Origin of the sequence: Falsiroseomonas ponticola (assembly GCF_016805305.1) — a bacterium.
Taxonomy (GTDB): Bacteria; Pseudomonadota; Alphaproteobacteria; order Acetobacterales; family Acetobacteraceae; genus Falsiroseomonas; species Falsiroseomonas ponticola.
The window spans coordinates 158,861-180,901 of record NZ_JAERQN010000011.1 but is presented as its reverse complement, the minus strand read 5'-3'; the positions used below and the strand labels follow the sequence as shown (position 1 = coordinate 180,901).

21 protein-coding genes are annotated in these 22,041 nt (G+C 71.0%); 15 read left to right on the top strand and 6 right to left on the bottom strand.

Annotated features, from left to right (window positions below; translation table 11 throughout):
• The first annotated feature begins 275 nt into the window (after window positions 1–275).
• Genes JJI54_RS25980 through JJI54_RS25965 form a run of 4 tightly spaced genes read left to right on the top strand, consistent with a single transcriptional unit; the run spans window position 276 to window position 4,132 of the window.
• On the top strand, window positions 276–911 hold the full coding sequence (locus JJI54_RS25980) for a 4Fe-4S dicluster domain-containing protein (protein ID WP_226382117.1): 636 nt from the start codon (window positions 276–278) through the stop codon (window positions 909–911).
• Window positions 908–2,512, top strand: a complete 1,605-nt coding sequence (locus JJI54_RS25975) for an FAD-binding protein (RefSeq protein WP_203076315.1) — start codon at window positions 908–910, stop codon at window positions 2,510–2,512. The genes JJI54_RS25980 and JJI54_RS25975 overlap by 4 nt, the downstream gene beginning before the upstream one ends.
• The gene (locus tag JJI54_RS25970) at window positions 2,509–3,732 is read left to right on the top strand and encodes an NADH-ubiquinone oxidoreductase-F iron-sulfur binding region domain-containing protein (protein WP_203076314.1); all 1,224 of its coding nucleotides are present in this window, start codon (window positions 2,509–2,511) and stop codon (window positions 3,730–3,732) included. Before JJI54_RS25975 ends, JJI54_RS25970 begins: the two co-directional genes overlap by 4 nt.
• 52 nt (window positions 3,733–3,784) lie before the next feature.
• Complete coding sequence (locus JJI54_RS25965; RefSeq protein WP_203076313.1) at window positions 3,785–4,132, top strand: HPF/RaiA family ribosome-associated protein; 348 nt, start codon at window positions 3,785–3,787, stop codon at window positions 4,130–4,132.
• 10 nt (window positions 4,133–4,142) lie between these two features.
• Here JJI54_RS25965 and JJI54_RS25960 read toward each other — a convergent pair whose 3' ends face one another.
• The gene (locus JJI54_RS25960; RefSeq protein WP_203076312.1) at window positions 4,143–5,012 is read right to left on the bottom strand and encodes a CPBP family intramembrane glutamic endopeptidase; all 870 of its coding nucleotides are present in this window, start codon (window positions 5,010–5,012) and stop codon (window positions 4,143–4,145) included.
• A gap of 69 nt (window positions 5,013–5,081) precedes the next feature.
• Window positions 5,082–6,539 carry an anion permease gene (locus JJI54_RS25955; protein WP_203076311.1) on the bottom strand — a complete coding sequence of 486 codons (1,458 nt, stop codon included), beginning with the start codon at window positions 6,537–6,539 and terminating at the stop codon, window positions 5,082–5,084.
• Between the two features lie 147 nt (window positions 6,540–6,686).
• Here JJI54_RS25955 and JJI54_RS25950 point away from each other — a divergent pair, with 147 nt between their 5' ends.
• The 6 genes from JJI54_RS25950 (at window position 6,687) to JJI54_RS25925 (ending at window position 11,589) form a co-directional block, all read left to right on the top strand.
• On the top strand, window positions 6,687–7,637 hold the full coding sequence (locus tag JJI54_RS25950; protein ID WP_203076310.1) for an SPFH domain-containing protein: 951 nt from the start codon (window positions 6,687–6,689) through the stop codon (window positions 7,635–7,637).
• Window positions 7,622–8,065, top strand: coding sequence for an NfeD family protein (locus JJI54_RS25945; RefSeq protein ID WP_203076309.1), 444 nt, complete (start codon window positions 7,622–7,624; stop codon window positions 8,063–8,065). Before JJI54_RS25950 ends, JJI54_RS25945 begins: the two co-directional genes overlap by 16 nt.
• Before the next feature lie 74 nt (window positions 8,066–8,139).
• Complete coding sequence (locus JJI54_RS25940; protein WP_203076308.1) at window positions 8,140–9,126, top strand: tripartite tricarboxylate transporter substrate binding protein; 987 nt, start codon at window positions 8,140–8,142, stop codon at window positions 9,124–9,126.
• A 27-nt stretch (window positions 9,127–9,153) separates the two neighbouring features.
• A complete protein-coding gene (locus JJI54_RS25935) occupies window positions 9,154–9,618 on the top strand; it encodes a tripartite tricarboxylate transporter TctB family protein (RefSeq protein ID WP_203076307.1) in 465 nt (154 codons plus the stop codon).
• Window positions 9,618–11,111: a tripartite tricarboxylate transporter permease gene (locus tag JJI54_RS25930; RefSeq protein ID WP_226382116.1), complete on the top strand. Its 1,494-nt coding sequence runs from the start codon at window positions 9,618–9,620 to the stop codon at window positions 11,109–11,111. The genes JJI54_RS25935 and JJI54_RS25930 overlap by 1 nt, the downstream gene beginning before the upstream one ends.
• 34 nt (window positions 11,112–11,145) lie before the next feature.
• Window positions 11,146–11,589 carry a MaoC/PaaZ C-terminal domain-containing protein gene (locus JJI54_RS25925; RefSeq protein ID WP_203076306.1) on the top strand — a complete coding sequence of 148 codons (444 nt, stop codon included), beginning with the start codon at window positions 11,146–11,148 and terminating at the stop codon, window positions 11,587–11,589.
• A 35-nt stretch (window positions 11,590–11,624) separates the two neighbouring features.
• On the opposite strand, the gene JJI54_RS25920 is transcribed toward JJI54_RS25925, so the two are convergent.
• Both JJI54_RS25920 and fusA read right to left on the bottom strand, forming a co-directional pair.
• Window positions 11,625–12,548: a hypothetical protein gene (locus JJI54_RS25920; RefSeq protein ID WP_203076305.1), complete on the bottom strand. Its 924-nt coding sequence runs from the start codon at window positions 12,546–12,548 to the stop codon at window positions 11,625–11,627.
• 180 nt (window positions 12,549–12,728) lie between these two features.
• Window positions 12,729–14,810 carry an elongation factor G gene (gene fusA / locus JJI54_RS25915; protein WP_203076304.1) on the bottom strand — a complete coding sequence of 694 codons (2,082 nt, stop codon included), beginning with the start codon at window positions 14,808–14,810 and terminating at the stop codon, window positions 12,729–12,731.
• 260 nt (window positions 14,811–15,070) lie between these two features.
• Here fusA and JJI54_RS25910 point away from each other — a divergent pair, with 260 nt between their 5' ends.
• The 3 genes from JJI54_RS25910 to JJI54_RS25900 are packed head-to-tail and all read left to right on the top strand — an operon-like array spanning window position 15,071 to window position 17,984.
• Window positions 15,071–16,378: a DUF1800 domain-containing protein gene (locus JJI54_RS25910; RefSeq protein WP_203076303.1), complete on the top strand. Its 1,308-nt coding sequence runs from the start codon at window positions 15,071–15,073 to the stop codon at window positions 16,376–16,378.
• Complete coding sequence (locus JJI54_RS25905; RefSeq protein WP_203076302.1) at window positions 16,375–17,592, top strand: DUF1501 domain-containing protein; 1,218 nt, start codon at window positions 16,375–16,377, stop codon at window positions 17,590–17,592. The genes JJI54_RS25910 and JJI54_RS25905 overlap by 4 nt, the downstream gene beginning before the upstream one ends.
• 59 nt (window positions 17,593–17,651) lie before the next feature.
• Entirely contained in the window at window positions 17,652–17,984 is a 333-nt protein-coding gene (locus tag JJI54_RS25900; protein WP_203076301.1) for a hypothetical protein, read from the top strand.
• A 21-nt stretch (window positions 17,985–18,005) separates the two neighbouring features.
• Here the strand turns inward: JJI54_RS25900 and JJI54_RS25895 are convergent, their stop codons facing one another.
• Window positions 18,006–19,016 (bottom strand): hypothetical protein, encoded by a 1,011-nt coding sequence (locus tag JJI54_RS25895; RefSeq protein WP_203076300.1) that lies wholly within the window; start codon window positions 19,014–19,016, stop codon window positions 18,006–18,008.
• 120 nt (window positions 19,017–19,136) lie between these two features.
• Here JJI54_RS25895 and queA point away from each other — a divergent pair, with 120 nt between their 5' ends.
• The gene (queA, locus tag JJI54_RS25890) at window positions 19,137–20,219 is read left to right on the top strand and encodes a tRNA preQ1(34) S-adenosylmethionine ribosyltransferase-isomerase QueA (protein WP_456305616.1); all 1,083 of its coding nucleotides are present in this window, start codon (window positions 19,137–19,139) and stop codon (window positions 20,217–20,219) included.
• A 14-nt stretch (window positions 20,220–20,233) separates the two neighbouring features.
• Complete coding sequence (gene tgt, locus JJI54_RS25885; protein ID WP_203076377.1) at window positions 20,234–21,403, top strand: tRNA guanosine(34) transglycosylase Tgt; 1,170 nt, start codon at window positions 20,234–20,236, stop codon at window positions 21,401–21,403.
• 169 nt (window positions 21,404–21,572) lie between these two features.
• On the opposite strand, the gene JJI54_RS25880 is transcribed toward tgt, so the two are convergent.
• A complete protein-coding gene (locus tag JJI54_RS25880) occupies window positions 21,573–21,965 on the bottom strand; it encodes a hypothetical protein (protein WP_203076299.1) in 393 nt (130 codons plus the stop codon).
• Window positions 21,966–22,041: the final 76 nt, after the last annotated feature.

The window sequence follows — 22,041 nt, the reverse complement described above, 5'->3', positions numbered from 1 at the left end:
CCCGGATCGGGCGGGCGGGCCAGAAGGGGTCGAGCGCTCGCGACAGGTTCAAGGGGGAGCTTGCGGCCGGCGAAGCCGGCCGAGGCCGCGACGGGTGCCCATCTGCGTTGCGTTGCAACGCTGATGGGGTCCCGGAATGCGGCCCGCCGCCTGTGCGGCGAAGCCAAGCGCGCGGAGCGCGCGCCCGTCACGCCGCAGGCGTGCCTTCGGCACGACGATTGAGGGCATGACATATGTCATTGGTGGACGCCCCGCGGGTCTGGGACAGTGGCGGCATGACGATCCCCCTCATCATCGATGGCCACGCGATCGAGGCGCCCGAGGGCGCCTCCCTCATCCAGGCCTGGATCGCCGCCGGGCTGCCCCTGACGGAGAATGTCGGCTGCATGGGCCAGGGGGTCTGCGGGGCCTGCCGGGTGCTGGTGCGGCGGCCGGGGGAGCGGATCGCGGCCGCCGCCCTGGCCTGCGAGACGCGGGCGGAGGCCGGGATGCAGGTGGCCTTCATCGACCATTTCCCGGCAAGGCGGCCGCATGCCTATGAGCTTGATGCCATGGGGGATAGCTGGACGGCGCTCGGCCAGGTGGATGCGGTCTTCCCGGAGGCGAAGCATTGCCGCCATTGCGGCGGCTGCGACGCCGCCTGCCCCAAGGGGATCGAGGTGCAGAAGGCGGTCAACCTGGCGGTGGAGGGCCGGGCGCTGGCGGCGGGGGCCCTCTTCGACCATTGCGTCATGTGCAACCTCTGCGTGGCCGCCTGCCCGGAGCACATCGCGCCGTCGCATCTCGGCCAGTTCCTGCGGCGGATGGCGAACAGCCTGACCTTGCGGCCGGGCGACCTGATCGAGCGCCTCCGTCAGGTGGAGGGCGGCGGCCAGGCGATCGACCTCGATTCGCCGGGGAGCCGGCCATGATCGGCTGGGAGGCCGCGCTGGCGGCGCCGCGCGATCCCGCGCCGCCGCCGGCCATCGACCGCGATGCGCTGCTGCGGGGCTTCCACCCGGACCAGGCGCCGGGGGCGATGGTGCCGCTGCGGGTCGGCGTCTCGGCCGGCGCCCCCTGCCCCGCCGCGCTGGCGGACCTGCTGCACTCCAACGCGCTGGTGGAGGATGTGGACATCGCCGGCCGCGCGATGCGGGAGGCGGAGGTGCTGGTGCTGGGTGCGGGCGGCGCCGGCTGCATCGCCGCGCTGACCGCGGCGCGGGCGGGCGCGCGGGTGCTGATGCTGACCAAGCTCCGCATGGGCGACGGCAACACGGTGATGGCGGAGGGCGGCATCCAGGCCGCGGTGGGGGCCGAGGATTCGCTGCAACGGCACTACGAGGACACGCTCCGCGCCGGGCATTTCCGCGCCGACCGGGCGCTGGTGGCGGCCATGGTGCGGGATGGGCCGGAGGCGATCCGCTGGCTGATCCAGCAGGGCATGGGCTTCGACCTGGCGGAGGGCGAGGACCGCATCGGCGGCCACCTGCTGCGCAAGAAGCCGGGCGGGGCGACGGCGGCGCGGCTGCTCTCCTTCCGCGACTATACCGGGCTGGAGCTGATGCGCGTGATCCGGGAGGCGGTGCTGCTGACGCCGGGGATCACGGTGCTGGAACGCCACCCGGCGGTGGAGCTGCTGACGGACCCGCATGGGCGCTGCGCCGGCGCCGTGGCGCTGGATCTGGAGCGGCGGGAGCTGGTGCTGGCCCGCGCCGGCGCGGTGGTGCTGGCGACGGGCGGCGCGGGGCGGCTGCATCTCGGCGGCTTTCCGACCAGCAACCATTACGGCGCGACGGCGGATGGGCTGGTGCTGGCCTATCGGCTCGGCGCCGGGCTGCGGGAGGTGGAGAGCTTCCAGTACCACCCGACCGGCATCGCCTGGCCGCCGCACCTGGCCGGGACGCTGATCAGCGAGGCCGCGCGGGCGGCGGGGGGGTTGCTGTTCAACGGGCTCGGCCAGCGCTTCGTGGATGAGCTGGCGCCGCGGGACGTGGTGGCCGCCGCCATCCTGCGGGAGATCGCGGAAGGCCGCGCGGTGGAGCGCGAGGGCTGCGCGGGCGTGCTGCTCGACACGCCGGGGCTGGAGGCCGCGAATCCCGGCATCCTGGCGAAGCGGCTGGTGACGCTGTCGCACCTGGCGCATCGCGCGGGCTTCGACCCGGCGCGGGAGCCCTTCCTGATCCGCCCCACGCTGCACTACCAGAATGGCGGCATCGCCATCGATGCGGAGGGGCGCACGGCGGTGCCGGGGCTGTTCTGCGCCGGCGAGGCCTCCGGCGGGTTGCACGGGCTGAACCGGCTGATGGGCAATGCGCTGCTGGAGCTGGTGGCCTTCGGGCGGCGCGCCGGGGCGGCGGCGGCGGAAGCGGTGCGGGAGGACCGGCCGCGCGGCGTCGGGCTGACGCATCTCGCGGATTGGGAACGGGGGCTGGTGGCGGCGGGGCTGCCGCTGGACCGGCGGGCGCCGATGGTCTTCCCGGCCTATGGCAATGTGGACCTGGCGGCGATGCTGCGGAAGCGGGTGGCGGCATGAGGGTGCTGACGGACCCGGCGCTGCGGGTTGCCGCGCTGGATGCCCATCTGGCCGTGGCGGGGCATGGGCTGCGGGCGGCGCTGCGCGATCCCGCCGCCATCATCCCGGTGATCGAGGAAGCGGGGCTGCGCGGCCTGGGCGGTGCGGGCTTCCCGGCGCACCGGAAATGGGCGGCGGTGGCGGCGGAGCCCGGGCCGGGCAAGTGGATCATCGCCAATGGCAACGAGGATGAGCCCGGCACCTTCAAGGACCGCTTCCTGCTGGCGGAGACGCCGCACCAGGTGATCGAGGGTGCGCTGGTCGCGGCGCTGGCCGTGCGGGCGGCGCGGGTGGCGCTGTATGTGAACCCGCGGGAGGGCGCGACCGTCGCCGGGCTGCGCGACGCCGCGGCGCAATGGATGGCGCATCCGCTGCTGGCCGAGGTCTCGGCGGCGGTGGGAGAGGCGGTGGCGCTGCGGGTGGTGGAGAGCAGCGGGCTCTACATCGGGGGGGAGGAGACGGCGGCGGTGGCTTCCGTGCAGGGCGGCTTCCCCTTCCCCGCGCTGAAACCCCCCTTCCCCGCGAGCCACGGCGTCGGCGGTGCGCCCACGCTGGTCAACAATGTGGAGACGCTGGCGCAGGCCGGGCACATCCTGGCGAAGGGGGCGGGCTGGTATCGCGGCCTCGGCATCGGGGATGCGGCGGGGACGAAGCTGTTCTCGCTCTCGGGCGACGTGCTGCGGCCGGGGCTGCATGAGCTGCCGATGGGGACCAGCCTGCGGGCGCTGGTCTTCGAGCATGGCGGGGGGATGCTGGGCGGGCGGGGCTTCAAGGCGGTGTTCACGGGCGGGCCCTCCAACACGCTGCTGACGGCCGCCGACCTGGACGTCGCGATGGATTTCGACAGCCTGCGGGCGCGGGGCTCTCGGCTCGGCACCGGGGCGATGATCGTGGTGGGGGATGGCACCTCCATCCTGCGCAAGACGGCGGAATATGTGGGGTTCTTCGCGGCATCGAGCTGCGGGCAATGCCCGCCCTGCAAGGTCGGCACCTTCCAGGTGGCGCGGCTGCTGGAGCGGCTGGAGGCGGGGAATGGCCGGCCGGGGGACCTGGAGGCGCTGCGCAACCTGGCCGCGCTGCTGCCGGGCAGCGGGCGCTGCGGGCTGGTGGATGGCGCGGCGACGGTGCTGGCGAGTTCGCTGGCGACCTTCCCGGCGGAATACGAGCGGGCGCTGCGCTGACAACCCTCGGCGCTTCCGGGCGTTGCCCCCCCAAGCAACCGGGAGAATGCGCATGCTGGTCCAGGTCAACACGGACAACGACACCAATGGCAGCGCCGCGCTGGTGGAGCGGGTGCAGGAGAAGGTGGAAGGGCAGCTCGGCCGCTTCGCCCAGCACCTGACCCGCGTCGAGGTCCACATCAACGACGTGAACGCGGAGAAGGGCGGCACCGACAAGCGCTGCATGATCGAGGCGCGGCCCGCCAACGCCAGGCCGATGGCGGTGACGCATGAGGCCGATACGGTGAAGCAGGCGCTGGTGGGCGCGCTGCAGAAGGCGTCCCGCCAGCTGGACACCACGCTCGGCCGGCGGATGGACCACAAGGGCGCGGAGAGCATCCGCACGGCCGACCCCGGCTGAGACGCGCGGGTCAGCCCCCGCGGCGCCACGGCGGGGGCCGCATCCGGCCCTGGCGGATGGCCAGGGCCAGCAGCACCACGCCCGTCGCGGTGCAGAGCAGGAAGGCGACCAGCGACGCCTCCAGGCCGAAGCTGCCGCCCGTCAGCGCCACCGGCCCCTCGATGCGCGGGCGGATGAGGCCGGGGGCGGTGACGCCGCCGGAGACGACGCCCGAGAAGATGGCGGATTGCGTGTAGTTCCACGCCATGTGGAAGCCGATGCCGAGCCAGAGGCGGCGCGTGAGCACATAGGCGGCGGCCAGCAGCAGCCCGGCCTCGATGCTGATGAACAGCGCGCCGAGCACCGTGGCCGCGGGGTTCAGCAGGTGCATGAAGCCGAAGACGAGGGAGGAGAGGATGAGGGCGATCCAGCTGCCGGCCATCTCCTCCAGGATGCGGAACAGCGCGCCGCGGAAGAGCAGCTCCTCGAAGATGCCGGAGCTGATCGCCATGGCGATCGCGGGCAGCAGGAAGGCCCAGGGGTTCAGGCCCTCGACCTGGTAGATGCCGGGCAGCATCAGGATCAGCACGCAGGCGGCGTAGAGCCCGGCGCCGATCGCGAGGCCGACCGGCAGGTCCCGGCGCAGCGGCGGCAGGGCGAGTTCGCTCACGCCGCGACCCTCGATGAAGCGGACGAAGGCGGCATAGGCAGCGAGGCCGAGCGCCCCCATGCCGGCGGCGGCCGCGGCCGCGCGGATCGGCTGGCCCGCGAAGGCCAGCATGACGTCGTTGCTCATCACCAGCATGGCAAAGAGCAGCCCGCCCAGCAGCACCAGGCGGACCGGCGGAAGGCGGAGCACGCGGAGCCAGGGGGCGGGCTTCGGGGTGGAGGGATCGGTCATGCGGGCAGCCCGGCGGAGCCCGCCGAGGCTAGGCCCCCCTGGCCGATCCGGCCAAGGGATTCGGTCGGGCTAGCGGATCAGCATGATCCAGGGGATGCCCACCACCAGGAAGACGACCAGGAACAGCGCCCCGAAGACGGCGCCGAGCCGCCAGTAGTCGCGGGACGGCAGGTAGCCGCTGCCGTAATAGACCGGGCTCGGCCCCGTCGCGTAGGGCGTCAGGATTCCCATGATGCCGAGGGTGAGCACGAGGGCCAGCGTCAGCGCCTTCAGGTCCATCCCCGGCACGGCGGCGCCCACCGTCAGCATCACCGGCAGCAGCGCCGTGACATGGGCGGTGACGGAGGCGAAGGCGTAGTGGGCCAGGTAGAAGACGACCACCAGCGCCACCAGCGCGACCATGGGGGAGACGCCGGCGACGGCGCCGCCCACCTTGCCCGCGAACCAGGTCACGAAGCCCACCTGCGCCAGCCCGCCGGCCAGCGCCACCAGCGTCGCGAACCAGGTCAGCGTGTTCCAGGCCTGCCTGTTGGCCAGCACGTCGTCCCAGCTGGCGATGCCGGTCAGCACGATGGCGGCGAAGACCGCCAGGCCCACGGTGGTGCCGTTGAAGGCCGGCTCGCCGAAGACCCAGAGGGCGAGCGCCGCCACGACGAGGAGGCCGAGCGTGACCTCCTTCCGCGTCAGGCCGCCCATGCGGCGCAGCTCCTCCCCGGCCCAGGCCACGACCTCCTGCCCCTCCGTCACCTCGGGCGGGTAGAGCTTCCAGGCCAGCGCCGGCACGGCCAGCAGCAGCACCAGGCCCACCGGGGCGAAGGCCAGGAACCATTCGAACCAGGTGATGGTCACGCGCGCGGTGCGGCTGGCCAGTTCCACCGCCAGCAGGTTCGGCGCCAGCGCGGTGAGGAACATGGAGGAGGTGACGCAGGTGGCGGCGATGGCCGTCCACATGACATAGCCGCCGACCCGCCGCGCGGAGGGATCGTTGGGCAGGCTGCCATAGAGCGGCGGCAGGTTGCGGATGACCGGATAGATGGTGCCGCCGGAGCGTGCCGTGTTGCTCGGCGTGAAGGGCGACAGCGCCAGGTCCGCGAAGGCGATGGCGTAGCCCAGCGTCAGCGTCCGCCGGCCCATGGCGCGCACCAGCAGCAGCGCGATGCGCCGGCCGAGGCCCGATTTCTCGTAGCCCAGCGCGAACATGAAGGCGGCGAAGATCAGCCAGACCGTGGCGTTGCTGAAGCCCGACAGCGCCCAGGTGAGCGAGGCGGTGGCGGGGCGGAAGCCCGGCCGCGCCAGCTCCGCGGGCCCGTAGAGCACCCAGGGGGCGAGCAGCGCGATGAGCGTCACGCCCGTCAGCCCGATCAGCGCGCCGGGGATGGGTTCCAGCACCAGCGCCAGCACCACGCCGGCGAAGATCGCGAAGTAGAGCCAGGCATGCGGCGCCAGGCCCGCCGGCGCCGGCAGCAGCGCCAGCGCCACCGCCAGCAGCACCGGCGCCGCCATCCTCATCCAGCCCTGCATCGCCATTCCCCCGTTTCCTGACGGGTGGCAGCCTGGACCGGGCGGGACGCCGCCGCCTTGATGCAGGACAAGACACGCGAACGTCATGCATGCGCCGCATTCGCGGCCGATGATATCGGGCACAGGTGGAGTCGAATCCCCGGAGGTTGCCGCATGCCCGAGATACCGCTCGCCACCATCATCCTCGTCATCATCCTCGTCCTGGCCGTCGTCACCGTGGCGAAGGGCGTCCGCACCGTGCCGCAGGGGGAGGTCTGGTCGGTGGAGCGCTTCGGCGCCTTCACGCGGCTGCTGCAGCCGGGCCTCAACCTCATCATCCCCTATGTCGATGGCATCGGGCGGAAGCTGAACGTGCAGGAAGTGGTGCTCGACATCCCGGAGCAGTCCGTCATCACCAAGGACAATGCCTCCGTCGCCGTGGACGGCATCGTCTATTACCGCGTCATGGACCCGGCCAAGGCGGCCTATGCGGTGCAGGACCTGAAGCAGGCGCTGGTGGCGATGGCCATGACCAACATCCGCGCCGTGATCGGCGAGATGGACCTGGACCAGACGCTGTCGTCGCGCGACCGGATCAACACCTCGCTGCTCAGCATCCTCGATGGCGCGACGGAGGCCTGGGGCGCCAAGGTCAGCCGCGTCGAGATCCGCAAGATCGAGCCGCCGGAGAACCTGATCCGCGCCATGAACCTGCAGATGACGGCGGAGCGCGAGCGCCGCGCCAGCGTGGCGAAGGCGGAGGGCGACAAGCAGGCGCTGGTGCTGCAGGCCGAGGGGCGGCGCGACGCCGCGCTGCGCGACGCGGAGGCGCGGGAGGCGCTGGCCCAGGCGGAAGCCAACGCCACGCGCATGGTGGCGGAAGCGGCGGCCGGCGCGGGGTCCGACGCGCTGCGCTACTTCATCGCCCAGCAATATGTGAAGGCCTTCGAATCGCTGGCGGGCAACCCGGCCTCCAAGCTCGTGGTGGTGCCGATGGAAAGCGCCTCCCTGGCCGGGGGCATCACCCAGGCGATGGAGCTGCTGCGCGCCGGGCCGCCGCCCGCGGGCTCCCCGCCGCCCGCCGCGCCGACGGTGCCGGGGGTGAGCCCGTGGAACCGGGGCTGATCTGGATCCTGGCCGGGCTCGTCGGGCTCGGCGCCGAATTGCTGCTGCCGGGGGTCTGGTTCCTCTGGGCCGGGATCGCGGCCATCGGCACGGGGCTGGTCGTGCTGCTGCGCGACCCCGGCTTCGCGGCGGAGGTCGCGATCTTCCTGCTGCTGCTGGCGGGGGGCGTGTTGCTTTCGCTGCGCTTCAAGCGGCGGGCGGAGGGCACGGCGCATCGCGTGAACGCGCCGGAGGCCGGGCTGGTCGGGCGGCACGCCACCGTCATCCAGGCCGATGAGCATGCGCTGCGCGTCCGGCTCGGCGACAGCGACTGGGCGGCGCGGCTGCCGCGCGACGCGGCGGCTCCCGCGGTCGGGGAGAGCGTGCGGGTCGAGGGCGTGGACGGGACGCTGCTGATCGTGAGGCCCGCCGCCGCCCCGCGCGCTTGATGCGGCGGCGGTATCGCGCATAGCCTTCCCGCAAGCGCGCCGGGTCATCGGCAGCGCAACGGGAGGAAAGCACGATGATCCGCGTGAACCGCCGCACCCTGCTGGCCGCGTCCGGCCTTGGCGCCGCCGGCCTGGCCCTGCCGGCCCTGGCGCAGCCGCGCTGGCCGAACCGGCCCATCCAGATGATCGTCCCCTGGGGCGCCGGCGGCGGCACGGACGCCACCGCGCGCATCGTGGGCAGCCTGCTGGAACGCGACCTCGGCCAGCCCGTGAACGTGGTGAACCGCACCGGCGGTTCGGGCGTGGTGGGCCACAGCGCCATCGCGACGGCCGCCCCCGATGGCTACACGATCGGGATGATCACGGTCGAGATCGCCATGATGCACTGGCAGGGCCTGACGGAGCTGAAGCCCAGCAGCTACACGCCGCTCGCCCTGCTGAACGAGGATCCGCCGGGCGTGCAGGTGGCGCAGAATTCGCCCCATGCCGACATCAAGGCGCTGGCGGATGCCATCAAGGCCGCGCCCGCCGGGCGCTTCCGCGCCAGCGGCACGGGCCAGGGCGGCATCTGGCACCTGGCGCTGGTGGGCTGGCTGCAGGCGATGGGGCTGCGCGGCGACCATGTGCGCTGGGTGCCCTCCAACGGCGCGGCGCCGGCGATGCAGGAACTGGCGGCGGGCGGCGTGGACATCGTCACCTGCTCCGTCCCCGAGGCGCGGGCGATGATCGATGCGGGGCGCGCCAAGTCGCTGGCCATCATGGCGCCGCAGCGGAACCCGATGTTCGCGCAGGTGCCGACGCTGAACGAGACGCTCGGCATCAACTACTCCACCGGCGCCTGGCGCGGCATCGCGGGGCCGCGGAACATGCCGCAGGACGTCCAGCAGCGGCTGATCGAGAGCCTGAAGAAGGCCTATGACAGCAACGAATACAAGGAGTTCATGGCGAGCCGCGGCTTCGGCGTGGTGTGGGGCGACCAGGCGCATTTCACCAGCTTCATGGCGGAAGCCGACAAGGCGATGGGCGACGCCATGCGCGCCGCCGGCCTGGCCCGCGGCTGAGCGGGCCGGCGCCGAGGGGCCGATGCCATGCGACTGAACGATGCCCTTCTCGGCGCCATCCTGCTGGGCTTCGCGGGGTGGGTCTGGTGGCTGACCACCTTCTTCCCCGCCTTCCCGGGCCAGGATTACGGCCCCAACCTGTTCCCGCGCATCCTGGCCGTCGGCATCGCCGTCTGCGCCGCCCTGCTGGTGCTGCGCGGCATCCGGGCGCGGGGCGGGCTGGTGGTGGCGGAGGCCTGGGTGCGGGAGCCCGCGCGCCTGGTCTCCTTCCTCGCCATCCCCGCCGCCGCCCTGTTCTACATCCTGGCGAGTGACCCGCTGGGCTTCATCCCGACGGCCTTCCTGCTGCTGATGGCGCTGTTCCTGTGGTTCCGGGCGCGGCCGGTGGTGGCGCTGCCCGTCGCGGCGGGCATGACGCTGCTGGTGCACTGGTTCTTCGCGGTGATGATGCGCGTGCCCCTGCCCCGTGGCCTGATGGACCCCTTCCTCTGATGGACCCGCTGATCCAGGCCATCGGCCTCGTCCTCGATCCCTTCGTGCTGGCGGTCATCGCGGCCTCCGCGGTGTTCGGCATGTTCGTCGGCGCCATGCCGGGGCTGACCGCCACCATGGCGACGGCGCTGCTGGTGCCCGTCACCTTCTTCATGTCGCCGGTGCCGGCGCTGGGTGCCATCGTCACCGCGACGGCCATGGCGATCTTCGCGGGCGACATCCCGGCGGCGATGCTGCGCATGCCGGGCACGCCGGCTTCCGCCGCCTATACCGACGAATCCTATGCGATGACGCAGAAGGGGCAGCTCAACCTCAATCTCGGGGTGAACCTGGTCTTCTCCGTCGCCGGCGGGCTGGTCGGCGTCGCGGTGCTGATCGCCTGCGCGCCGCTGCTGGCCGAGGTCGCCATCAACTTCTCCTCCTACGAGTATTTCTGGCTCGCCTGCCTCGGCCTGACCTGCGCGGTGTTCATGACGAATGCCGATCCGGTGAAGGGTTTTCTCTCGCTGTTCATCGGGCTGCTGCTGGCGACCGTCGGCATCGACCCCGCCGCCGGCTATCCGCGCTTCACCTTCGGCGACGTGGACCTGATGTCCGGCATCAACTTCGTGCCCACGCTGATCGGCATGTTCGCGGTGAGCGAGCTGATGCGCGGCGCCGTCAGCATCGATGCCGCGGGGCGGATGGTGGCGCAGGAGGTGGGGAACATCTTCCGCGGCGTCGGCGCCGTCTTCCGTCGCTACTGGTTCAACTTCCTCCGCGGCAGCCTGCTCGGCACCGCGATCGGCGCGCTGCCGGGCGCGGGGGCGGATATCGCGGCCTGGATCAGCTACGCCGTCTCCAAGCGCTTCTCGAAGGAGCCGGAGAAGTTCGGCACCGGGCATGTCGAGGGCATCGTGGACAGCACCTCCGCCAACAACTCGGCGCTGGGCGGTGCCTGGATTCCCGCGCTGGTCTTCGGCATCCCGGGGGACAGCATCACGGCCATCGTCATCGGCGTGCTCTACATGAAGGGGATGAACCCGGGCCCGACCGTGTTCCAGGAGAATCCGCAGCTGATCTACGCGGTGTTCCTGATCTTCATCCTGGCCAACATCATCATGCTCCCGCTCGGCTGGGCGGCCATCAAGTCGGCGCGGCAGATCCTGCGGGTGCCGAAGAACCTGCTGCTGCCGATCATCCTGCTCTTCTGCCTGGTCGGCAGCTTCGCCATGACCAACAGCCTCTATGGCGTGGCGCTGATGCTGGTGATGGGCCTGTTCGGCTGGTTCCTGGAGGAGCATGGCATCCCCGTGGCGCCACTGATCCTGGGCCTGGTGCTGGGGGAGATGCTGGAACAGACCTTCGTCCAGTCCATGATCAAGGCGGATGGCGCGGCGATCGAGTTCTTCATGCGCCCGATCGCGGGCGTGCTGGGCGTCGCCACCATCGTGATCTGGCTGGTGATGATCGGCCGCGCGGTGCAGCGGGGCATGCGGCCGCGGGCGGCGTGACAAGGGGGCGGGGAGCCCCCTACCCTGCGCCCCCATGGAACCGCTGAATTCGCTCGATGAGCTGACGCCCGGCCAGGAATTCGACCTCGGCCGCTACGCCCTGCCGCGGCAGGAGGTGCTGGACTTCGCCGGGAAGTACGACCCGCAATACTTCCACCTGGATGAGGAAGCGGCGAAGACGTCGATCTTCGGCGGGCTGGTGGCGTCCGGGCTGCACACCCTGTCCTCCGCCATCGGGCACCTGGTGCGGAGCGGGCTGATCGGCCGGATCAACCTGGCCGGCGGGGGCATGGAGCTGGCCTGGCCGGCGCCGCTGCCGCCGGACACGGAGGTGTCCTTCACGCTGTCGGTCGTGGAGATCCGGCCCTCCCGCAGCAAGCCGGAGATGGGGATCGCGAAGCTGCGCTACCTGCTGCGGCGCGTGGACAATGGCGCGGTGGTGCTGGACGCGGTGGCGACGCACTTCATGAAGCGGTAGGCGACCGGCTGCATAACGCAATTACTACACTGTGACTAATCTGGGCGTCTTGCGGCCAAATTCGCCAAGCACTGCTTGGAAAACAGTATTAACTGTGCTACGTCTTCAAAGATTGTAGGATAAATTGTCATCGCCGGCTCGTTAGGGTGATGAACAAAAAGGCTTGGAAACCGACCGACCCGATCGCGCGCACTTTGCAGCCGCGCAATCTCTTCAAGTAGCTGACCGTGTATCCTCGTCGCCGAAGCCGTAGTTTCCGCGATGTCACTGCTTTTCGTCTCTTCCGACAATAGCGGTGTTATTTCAATCCAGCGCTCTTTGAGCAAGCTCTCATATCGAGCATACTCGGCTGTCGCGCCGACATCCAACACCGCAGGCACCACAGACAAAGGGATCCGGTGGGCGCTAGGATCGCGAAGCAGCTTAACTGCACGATACCAAGCCTTGAATGGCTCACATGCGGCGTACAGACTGCGCGCTGGAATAGCTGCCTGGAACGCGGCGTTAAAAATATCGATCGATTGCAGCTTCAATTCCCTACCAGGCACAGCACCAAACGCATTTGCGACCGCCCAGGAAAAATTATCAACCACACCCCTTACATTGATATAAATCACGTTGAGGTCGACCGAGAGGTCTTCGACTTCGTTGGTATCAAGCGGACGCTCTCGTTGCGGTGGTGCTGTGTAATAAATTCGCCGAAGCGCATGCCAGATAAACTTAAGGCGCCGCCCTACGCCATGCCTGAGGTAGAAGGCGGCTTCAGTTGCATCGATCGTCGCCGATAAAGCAACCGCGTCATGGACAAGCCTCAACGTCGCATCGATTACCAAAAGCGCCTGCATTTCCTCTGCGTTCTGATAGATCCAGCGGTCGCGATCCTTATCATCCGTCAAGAAAGCGTGGAGATTTTCAGACGCCAAAATAGCATCGAATTGCAGACGCTGATCTGAGCTCATCTCCGCCTCGCGACTGATGAATCTACAAAACTTTCAGGAGAACGCGGTTGTATTTAAGCGGCGCTATGGCGCCTTCAGCAGCTGCAACTGCTTTGATGACTATGACCAAAGCAGGTGCAAACGCAAAACGGCGCGGGGGTTGCCCCCCCGCGCCGCCCGCGGCACGCCGATCCGGGTGGATCAGGCGGACTTCTTCATGATCTCGTCGGCGACGTTGCGCGGCACCGGATCATAGTGGTGGAACTGCATCGAGAAGCTCGCGCGGCCCTTGGTCATGCCGCGGAGGTTCGAGATGTAGCCGAACATCTCCTTCAGCGGCACATGGGCGCGCACGATGACGGAGGTGCCGGCCATGTCCTGCGACTGGATCACGCCGCGGCGGCGGTTCAGGTCGCCGACGACGTCGCCGACATGGTCCTGCGGCGTGGTGACTTCCACGTCCATGATCGGCTCGAGGATGACCGGGCTAGCCTTCTTCATGCCTTCGCGGAAGCAGGCCTTGGCGGCGATTTCGAACGCCAGGGCGCTCGAGTCGACGTCGTGGTACTTGCCGTCCACCAGGGAGTACTTGAAGTCCACCGTGGGGAAGCCGGCCAGCACGCCGGTGTCGGCCTGGACCTTGATGCCCTTCTCGACCGCCGGGATGTATTCCTTCGGCACCGCGCCGCCGACGACGGCGTTGACGAACTCGATGCCCTCGTTCCGCTCCTTCGGCTCGAAGACGATCTTCACCTCGGCGTACTGGCCCGAGCCACCCGACTGCTTCTTGTGGGTGTAGGTCTCGGTATGCGCCTTGGTGATCGTCTCGCGGTAGGCCACCTGCGGGGCGCCGATGTTGCACTCCACGTTGTATTCGCGGCGGAGGCGATCGACGATGATCTCGAGGTGCAGCTCGCCCATCCCGGACAGGATGGTCTGGCCGCTTTCCTGGTCGGTCTTGACGCGGAGCGAGGGGTCTTCGCCCGCCAGCTTGCCGAGGCCGATCTGCATCTTCTCCACCGCGTCCTTCGTCTTCGGCTCGACGGAGATGTCGATGACGGGGACCGGGAAGGCCATGCGCTCCAGCACCACGGGGTCGGCCTGATCGGCCAGCGTGTCACCCGTGCCGGTGTCCTTCAGGCCGACGAAGGCGGCGATGTCGCCGGCGGAGACTTCCTTGATCTCCTCCCGCTTGTCGGCGTGCATCTGGAACATGCGGCCGATGCGCTCGCGCTGGCCCTTCGTGGTGTTCATCACCATGTCGCCCTGCTTGAGGACGCCGCGGTAGACGCGCACGAAGGTCAGGTTGCCGTACTTGTCGTTGATGATCTTGAAGGCGAGGCCGGCGAAGGGCGCGTTCTCGTCGGCCGGGATCACGCGGCGGTCGGCCGTCTCGTCCTGGCCTTCCTCCGGCGCCACCTTGATGCCCTCGATGTCCACCGGGCTCGGCAGGTAGTCCACGACGGCGTCGAGCAGGGGCTGCACGCCCTTGTTCTTGAAGGCGGTGCCGCAGAGCACGGGGCGGAACTCGCCGGTGATCGTGCCCTTCTTGATGCACTTCTTCAGCGTCTCGACGGAGACGTCGCCCTTGTCGAAGTATTCCTCCATCGCCGCCTCATCGACGCCGACGCAGGTGTCGATCAGCTTCTGGCGGTATTCGGCGGCCTTGTCGGCCAGGTCGGCCGGGATCGGCGCGTCCTCGTACTTCGCGCCGAGCTCGTCGCCCTTCCAGATGATCGCCTTCATCTCGACCAGGTCGACGACGCCCACGAAGGTGTCCTCGATGCCGATCGGCAGCTGCAGCGTCACCCAGTTGATGCCGAGCTTCTCGGTCAGGGTGGCGGCGGCGCGGTAGAAGTCGGCGCCGGTGCGGTCCAGCTTGTTGATGAAGATGATGCGCGGGACGTTGTAGCGGTCCGCCAGGCGCCAGTTGGTCTCGGACTGCGGCTGCACGCCGGCCACGCCCTCGATGATGAAGACGGCGCCGTCCAGCACGCGCAGCGACCGGTTGACCTCGATGTTGAAGTCGATGTGGCCGGGCGTGTCGATGACGTTGATCCGGTAGTCCTTCCACACGGCGGTCACGGCGGCGGAGGTGATGGTGATCCCCCGCTCGCGCTCCTGCTCCATGTAGTCGGTCGTGGTGTTGCCGTCGTGGACCTCACCGATCCGGTGGGACTTGCCGGTGTAGTAGAGAATCCGCTCGGTCGTCGTCGTCTTGCCGGCATCGATATGCGCCGTGATGCCGATGTTGCGGATCTTGTCGAGCGGTGTGCGCGCCACGATGGGCCTCCATACGCGAAAGCGGGCCCGACAGCGGGGAAATCCCCGTGCCGCCCGCGCAATGGTTCCGAATCTAGCCTTGTGCGGAGGGGGAGATGCCCTCTCCGGGCCGGTTTTGCAAGCACTCCCGCGTGGCAGGACGCGCAGGGCTGGCCTGTTCCGGCGGGAGATCGGCCGGGAAGGCTGGCCGCCGGGCCGCGTCACGCTCCGTCACGTTATGAAAGCTGACGCTGGCCGGGCGCTCTGGTAGGTGAGCGGTCATGAGCGTCCGAGGACACATCGCCGCCATCCGCTTCGGCTACGGCCTGCGGCTTGGAGAGGCCCCGCCCGAAGACCCGGAGGCCTGGCTCCTCCGGCAGATCGACAACCCCGCGCCGCCGCCGGAGGGCATCGCCACCCCCGATGCGCTGCGCCTGCGGGCGGAGGATGCCGCCGCGCTCAGGGCCGGGCAGGACCGCCCCCGCGCGCCGAATGGCCGCGCGGCGATGGAGGTGCTGATCCGCGACGAGGGCATCGCCTTCGCCGCCCGCCGCATGACGGCGGAGCAGCCCTTCCGGGAACGGCTGGTCGATTTCTGGATGAACCACTTCACGGTGAGCCGCCGGGCCAGCCGCACCGCCTCCATCTCCGGCGCCTTCGAACGCGAAGCGATCCGCCCGCATGTCACGGGCCGCTTCGCCGACATGGTGGTGGCGGTGGCGCGCCACCCGGCCATGCTGCTCTACCTCGACAATGCGGGCTCCGTCGGGCCGCAGAGCCAGGTCGGGCAGCGCGGCCGGCGCGGGCTGAACGAGAATCTGGCGCGGGAGGTGCTGGAGCTGCACACCCTGTCCCCCGCCGGCGGCTACACCCAGGCGGATGTGCAGGAATTCGCCCGCATCCTGACGGGATGGTCGGTCGAGCTGCAGGCGCCGCCGCATGGCTTCGTGTTCCGCGCGGCGGCGCATGAGCCGGGCGAGAAGGTGCTGATGGGCCGCCGCTTCGGGGAAGGCGAGGCGGCGGGCGAATCCGCGCTGCGCTTCCTGGCGGAGCATCCGGCCACCTGGCGCCACCTGGCGGTGAAGCTGGCGCGGCATTTCGTGGCGGATGACCCGCCGCCGGCCGCCGTCTCCGCCATCGCGGCGGAGCTGCGGGACACGCGGGGCAACCTGGCCGCCGTGTCCCGCCTGCTGGTCCGCCTGCCGCAGGCCTGGGAGCCGCTGGTGAAGTTCCGCGCGCCGGCGGACTACGTCATCGCCGCCGTGCGGGCCACCGGGCTCGACGTGGCGCGGGCGGATGTGGTGCTGGCGGGCATGGCCGCTTTGGACCAGACGCTGTGGCGGGCGCCGCAGCCGAATGGCTGGCCGGACACCGCCGCCGGCTGGGCGGGGCCGGAGGCGGTGATGCGGCGCATCGACTGGGCCTATACCCTGGCCGCCCGCGTCTCCCGCATCGATCCCCGGGCCGCGGCGGAGGCGGCGCTCGGCCCGCTCGGCCGGCCGGAGACGGCGACCGCCATGGCCCGCGCGGGCTCCGTGCGGGATGCCATCACGCTGCTGCTCGGCAGCCCGGAGTTCATGCACCGATGACCGAGAGAGAGATCCCGCGCGGCGCGCCGCATGCCTCCTTCCGCCCGGGCCGGCGCGGCGTGCTGCTCGGCCTTGGCGCCACCTTCGTCCTGGGCGGATCGCGCATCGCCTTCGGCCAGGCGCCGGGGGAGCAGCGCTTCATCGTCATCATGCTGCGCGGCGGGCTGGATGGGCTGGCGGCGGTGCAGCCCTATACCGACCCCATGCTGGCGCAGCTGCGCGGGCCGCTGGCGCTGCCGGAGCCGGGGCAGGAGAACGGGCTGCTCGACCTGGGCGGGCGGTTCGGGCTGCATCCGGCGCTGGCCAACATCCACGCGCTGTACCGGGACGGGCAGGCGCTGGTGGCGCATGCGGTGGCCGGGCCCTACCGCAGCCGCAGCCATTTCGAGGCGCAGGACCTGATGGAGATCGGCGCCACTCAGCGGATGAACAGCGGCTGGCTGAACCGGGCGCTGCTGTCCCTGCCCGGCTCCGGCCAGGCGCGGCCGGGGCTGGCGATCGGCACCGGCCTGCCCATGCTGCTGCGCGGCCCCGCCCCCGTCGGCGCCTATGCCCCGCCGGGGCTGGAACTGCCCTCCGAGGACCTCGTCCACCGGCTGGCGGCGCTGCATGCGGCGGATGAACGCATGGCGCCGATCTTCGCCGAGGCGATGCGCAGCCGCGGCTTCGCGGCGCAGACGCTGGGCGGGCCCTCCGCGGAGCCGGACCGCAGCACCTTCCCCCGCCTGGCGGCGGCGGCGGGGCGGCTGCTGGCGGAACGCGCCGGGCCGCGCGTGGCGGTGCTGGAGATCGGCGGCTGGGACACCCATGCCGGGCAGGCCGGGCGGCTGCTGGGGCCGTTGCGGGAGCTGGATGGCGGCATCGGGGTGCTGCGCACGGCGCTGGGCGATGCCTGGGCGCAGACGGCGATCCTGGTGATGACGGAATTCGGCCGAACCGCCCGGGTGAACGGCACCCAGGGCACGGACCATGGCACGGGCGGCGTGGCCTTCCTGGTGGGCGGCGGCGTGGCCGGCGGCAAGGTGCTGGCGGACTGGCCGGGCCTGTCCCAGGACGCGCTGCTGGAGAACCGGGACCTGCGGCCGACGCGCGACCTGCGCAGCATCGCCAAGGGGCTGCTGCGGGACCATCTGCGGCTGCCCGAGGCCGCGGTGGCGCAGGCCTTCCCGGACAGCCGGGACGCGCCCGCCCTGGCCGGCCTGGTCCGCGCCTGACCGGCAACCCCGGCCTGCCGCGCCGCGTTCGTGGCGCCGGCAGGACAAGGGGTCGCACGGTGCCGGAACGCTTCGCCGTCTATCGCTACGAGATCGAGCGGCCCGGGGAGGCCGATGAGCCGCGCTATTCCCTCGCCCCCATGAAGGGCATCGGCTACGCCGGCAATGACGAACCTTCCGACGCCCATCCCCGCGGGAACGAGCCGGCGGAGGCGACGCAATCCCGCCCGGCCGGGCATGTGGAGGCGCCGGACGGCACCACCATCGCGAGCTTCGAGCCGCCGACGCTGGAGATACCGGGCCGCGGCCGCATCGACCTTTCCGCCGTGATCGGCGCGACGGAGGGCGATGCGGCGGAACTCGGCCGCCTGGTGCGCTGGCTGCCGGGCTGATCGCCAGCCCGGCTGTTGCTGTCAGCAGCCCGGGCGGGCCGGGCGGTCCTCCGCCCCGATCAGGCTGAAGCGCCAGGGATCGGCGGCGGCGGGATCGACCTCGATCCGGACGGCGCGGATGTCCTGTTCCCCCGGCACCATGATGCGGGTCAGGTTGGGGGCGCTGGCGATCGGGCGGTCATGCAGCCAGAAATGGCTGTCCCCGTTGATCAGCAGCACGGGCTTGCCGAAGGCGGCGGCTTCGCGGCCGATGGCGTCGCGCGTGTCGCGGTAGCCGCTGTCCCAGCCGCGGCCGCAGCGCTGCGCGTAGAAGAGGTCCGCCTGGATGGCGATGACCACGGCGCTGGAGCCGCGGCGCGCGGCCTCCGCGAAGGCGGCGGAGAGCCAGGCCAGGTTGGCGGCGTTGCGGGCCTGGTATTCCTCCATCGCGCCGGCGGGCGGGACGATGGTGCCGCCCTCCCCGGGCTCCGTCGGGCGGTTGTTGTTGGAACCGGGCACATGCAGCGTCACGAAGGTGACGGCGCCGTGCTGCCACCGAGCATTCTCGACATAGAGGCGATGGGCCGGGTCGGCATCCGCCTGGCGGAGCAGGGGCAGGCGCTGGCGGCCGAGGCTGCGGTCATCCGCGAAGAAGCGCGCGCGCAGCAGGGCCAGGCGCTCCAGCGGGTCGAACCGCCCGGCGCGGTCCTGCCAGCAATCCGTCCATTCATTGTCGCCGGGCGTGTAGATCAGCGGATGGGTGGCCAGGCCGAAGAAGGAGAAGGCGCGCAGCACCGTGTCGTCCGTGCAGACCTCGCTGCCGCCCTTGGTGTCCCCGACATAGAGGGTGAAGGCCGGGCGGGTGGCGTTGATCTGCTGGACCAGGCGGGCGACGCGGCCATGCTCCGCCGGGCAATCCTGCGGCGCGGTGGGCAGGCAATAGGGCATGTCGCCGAAGGCGGCGAAGCTGAAGGGAGCCTCGGCGGGCGTTTGCGCCGGCGCGGGCGGGGCAAGGCCGGCGAGAAGCAGCAGGGACAGGGCAAGGCGACGCATCGGGGACTCCGCGGGAGGAAGCGTTGGGTCCTTCTACCCCAGGGCGGTCCGCCGCGGGATGACGCATCCATGGCGCTGCGTGCTGGACAAGGCGCGGGGGGCGGGCCACATGCCGCGGCCATGCCGGAAGCCCCGCCAACCCCCGAACCCCTGCGCACCGGGGATTTCGACTACGACCTGCCGGAGCGCCTGATCGCCCAGGCGCCCGCCCGGCCGCGCGATGCCGCGCGGCTGCTGGTGGTGGGCGATGGGCGGCTGGAGGATCGGGGCGTGCTGGACCTGCCCGCGCTGCTGGAGCCCGGCGACGTGCTGGTGGTGAACGACACGCGCGTGATCCCGGCCCGGCTGCATGGCCGACGGGGCGAGGCGCGGGTCGAGATCATGCTCAACCGGGCGGAGGGCGGCGGGCTGTGGCACGCGCTGATCCGCAACGCCCGGCGCCTGCGGCCCGGCGATACCGTGACGATCGAGGGCGCGGAGGGCTGCGCGGCCCGCGTGGTGGAGCGCGATGGCGGCTCCGCCATGCTCGATTTCGGGCCGGACCAGGGGGCGCTGGCCGCGGCGCTGGAGAAGGCGGGGGAGGTCCCCCTGCCCCCCTACATCCACCGCGACGGCAAGCCGGGTGCGGAGGATGTGGCGGATTACCAGACCATCTTCGCCGAGCGCCCCGGCGCTGTCGCCGCCCCTACCGCCAGCCTGCACTTCACGCCCCGCCTGCTGGCGGCGCTGGAGGCGCGCGGCATCCGCCGCGCCACCGTGACGCTGCATGTCGGCGCCGGCACCTTCCTGCCGGTGCGGGAGGATGACCCGCGCGCCCACCACATCCACCAGGAATGGTGTGACGTTTCCGCGGAAGCCGCCGCCACCATCAACGCCGCCCGCGCCGAGGGCCGCCGCGTCGTGGCCGTGGGCACCACCGCGCTGCGCACCACGGAAAGCGCGGCGCGGGAGGATGGCACCGTCATGCCCTTCCGGGGGCTGACGGACCTCTACATCCTGCCGGGCTACCGCTTCCGCGCCATCGACGCGCTGCTGACGAATTTCCACCTGCCCAAATCGACGCTGCTGATGCTGGTCTCCGCCTTCGCCGGCACGCGGCGGATGCGGCAGGCCTATCGGCACGCGGTGGCGGGGGAATACCGCTTCTTCTCCTACGGGGACGGCAGCCTGCTGTTCCGCTGCGACCAGGACATGCCCGCGTGACCCTGCATTGGAAGATGGCCGCCCGAGACGGCGCGGCCCGCGCCGGCACGCTGATGACCGCGCATGGGGAGGTGCCGACGCCGGTCTTCATGCCGGTCGGCACCGCCGGCACCGTGAAGGCCATGACGGCGGATGCCGTGCGCAGCACCGGTGCGCGGATGGTGCTGGGCAACACCTACCACCTGATGCTCCGCCCGGGGGCGGAGCGCGTGGCGCGCCTCGGCGGGCTGCACAAGCTGATGGACTGGCACGGGCCGATCCTGACCGATAGCGGCGGCTACCAGGTGATGTCGCTGGCGGGCCTCCGGAAGCTGGATGCCGATGGCGTCACCTTCCAGTCCCACGTCGATGGGTCGAAGCACCGCATCACGCCGGAGCGCAGCGTGGAGATCCAGCATCTGCTGGGCGCCGACGTCACCATGTGCTTCGACGAATGCACCCCCTACCCCGCCACGCATGAGCAGGCGGCGGAGAGCATGCGGCTTTCCATGCGCTGGGCCGCGCGGTCCCGGAGCGCCTTCAAGGCACGGGACGGCCATGGGCTGTTCGGCATCGTGCAGGGCAGCACCTTCGAGGACCTCCGCACCGAGAGCATCGCCGCCCTGACCGCCATCGGCTTCGAGGGCTATGCCATCGGCGGCCTGGCCGTCGGCGAGGGGCAGGCGGAGATGCTGCGCGTGCTGGACTTCACCACGCCGCAACTGCCCGAGGGCGCGCCGCGCTACCTCATGGGCGTCGGCACGCCGTCCGACCTGATCGAATCCATCCGCCGCGGCGTGGACATGTTCGACTGCGTGATCCCGACGCGATCCGGCCGCACCGGCCGCGCCTATACCAGCCGCGGCGTGCTCAACATGCGCAATGCGCGGCATGCGGAAGACACCGGGCCGATCGACCCGGCCTGCGACTGCCCGGCCTGCCGCAACCATTCCCGCGCCTATATCCACCACCTGATCAAGGCGGAGGAGATGCTGGGGCCGATGCTGCTGACCTGGCACAACATCCGCTACTACCAGAGCCTGACGGCGCGGCTGCGGGCGGCGATCCTGGCGGGGCGCTTCGAGGAGGAGGCGCGGGCGATCGAGGCGGGGTGGGGTGGCGCCGGGGAGCCCAGGGAAGAGGCTCCGCCCCTTCCCCGTACCCCAACCCCGCCGAGGGCCAGCGGGCCCTCGGAACCCATGTGACTTGAAAGGTGATGGGAGGGGCACCGAAGGCGCGTCGGACATGAACGCGCTCGATGCCCCTCCCGTCACCTTTCAAAACCTCGCGGTCCAGGGTCCCGCCGGACCCTGGCGGGGTGAGGTCCGGAGAGGGGCAGCGCCCCTCTCCGAGGGCCGCCCGCCCCCACACCGCTCACGGCCTCCATCCCCGCAACTCCCCGAACACCTGCGCCACCGGCGGCGGCAGGTCCGGTGGCGGGGTGGTGCCGGGCCAGCGGATGGTCGTGGTGCCCTGGCTCAGCGAGCAGGTCATGTTGCCCGGCGCGCCCCCGCTCATGCGGATGAAGCCGGCGGCGGCCAGGATGGCGTCCCAGCGGCGGAAGGCGGCTTCATCCTCCCCCAGCGGGGTGGCCACTTCGGGGGCGGCGGCGGTGGTGCGGCTGAGGCGCAGCAGGCGCCCATCCGGCATGATGCGCGTGCCGTTGCCGCCGCCGGTCACGCCGCCGGCGCACCAGGCGGTGATCGGGGTCTGTGCCGCGGCGGGCGTGGCCAGGGCCAGGGCAGCCGCCACCAGGAATACGCGCATCCTCGCCCCATCCTTCCGCCGCTGCTATAGGCGGCGCCGATCAGCGTAGCGGATATCGGGCGGTGGCTGGACCTTC

Coding starts and splice junctions, on each gene's coding strand:
- JJI54_RS25935 (WP_203076307.1), top strand. CDS start 9,154: ATGCGACTGAACGATGCCCTTCTCGGCGCCATCCTGCTGGGCTTCGCG.
- JJI54_RS25930 (WP_226382116.1), top strand. CDS start 9,618: ATGGACCCGCTGATCCAGGCCATCGGCCTCGTCCTCGATCCCTTCGTG.
- queA (WP_456305616.1), top strand. CDS start 19,137: ATGCCGGAAGCCCCGCCAACCCCCGAACCCCTGCGCACCGGGGATTTC.
- JJI54_RS25965 (WP_203076313.1), top strand. CDS start 3,785: ATGCTGGTCCAGGTCAACACGGACAACGACACCAATGGCAGCGCCGCG.
- JJI54_RS25895 (WP_203076300.1), bottom strand. CDS start 19,016: ATGCGTCGCCTTGCCCTGTCCCTGCTGCTTCTCGCCGGCCTTGCCCCG.
- JJI54_RS25905 (WP_203076302.1), top strand. CDS start 16,375: ATGACCGAGAGAGAGATCCCGCGCGGCGCGCCGCATGCCTCCTTCCGC.
- JJI54_RS25925 (WP_203076306.1), top strand. CDS start 11,146: ATGGAACCGCTGAATTCGCTCGATGAGCTGACGCCCGGCCAGGAATTC.
- JJI54_RS25975 (WP_203076315.1), top strand. CDS start 908: ATGATCGGCTGGGAGGCCGCGCTGGCGGCGCCGCGCGATCCCGCGCCG.
- JJI54_RS25955 (WP_203076311.1), bottom strand. CDS start 6,539: ATGGCGATGCAGGGCTGGATGAGGATGGCGGCGCCGGTGCTGCTGGCG.
- JJI54_RS25950 (WP_203076310.1), top strand. CDS start 6,687: ATGCCCGAGATACCGCTCGCCACCATCATCCTCGTCATCATCCTCGTC.
- JJI54_RS25920 (WP_203076305.1), bottom strand. CDS start 12,548: ATGAGCTCAGATCAGCGTCTGCAATTCGATGCTATTTTGGCGTCTGAA.
- JJI54_RS25940 (WP_203076308.1), top strand. CDS start 8,140: ATGATCCGCGTGAACCGCCGCACCCTGCTGGCCGCGTCCGGCCTTGGC.
- JJI54_RS25910 (WP_203076303.1), top strand. CDS start 15,071: ATGAGCGTCCGAGGACACATCGCCGCCATCCGCTTCGGCTACGGCCTG.
- JJI54_RS25960 (WP_203076312.1), bottom strand. CDS start 5,012: ATGACCGATCCCTCCACCCCGAAGCCCGCCCCCTGGCTCCGCGTGCTC.
- JJI54_RS25970 (WP_203076314.1), top strand. CDS start 2,509: ATGAGGGTGCTGACGGACCCGGCGCTGCGGGTTGCCGCGCTGGATGCC.
- JJI54_RS25980 (WP_226382117.1), top strand. CDS start 276: ATGACGATCCCCCTCATCATCGATGGCCACGCGATCGAGGCGCCCGAG.
- JJI54_RS25880 (WP_203076299.1), bottom strand. CDS start 21,965: ATGCGCGTATTCCTGGTGGCGGCTGCCCTGGCCCTGGCCACGCCCGCC.
- tgt (WP_203076377.1), top strand. CDS start 20,234: ATGGCCGCCCGAGACGGCGCGGCCCGCGCCGGCACGCTGATGACCGCG.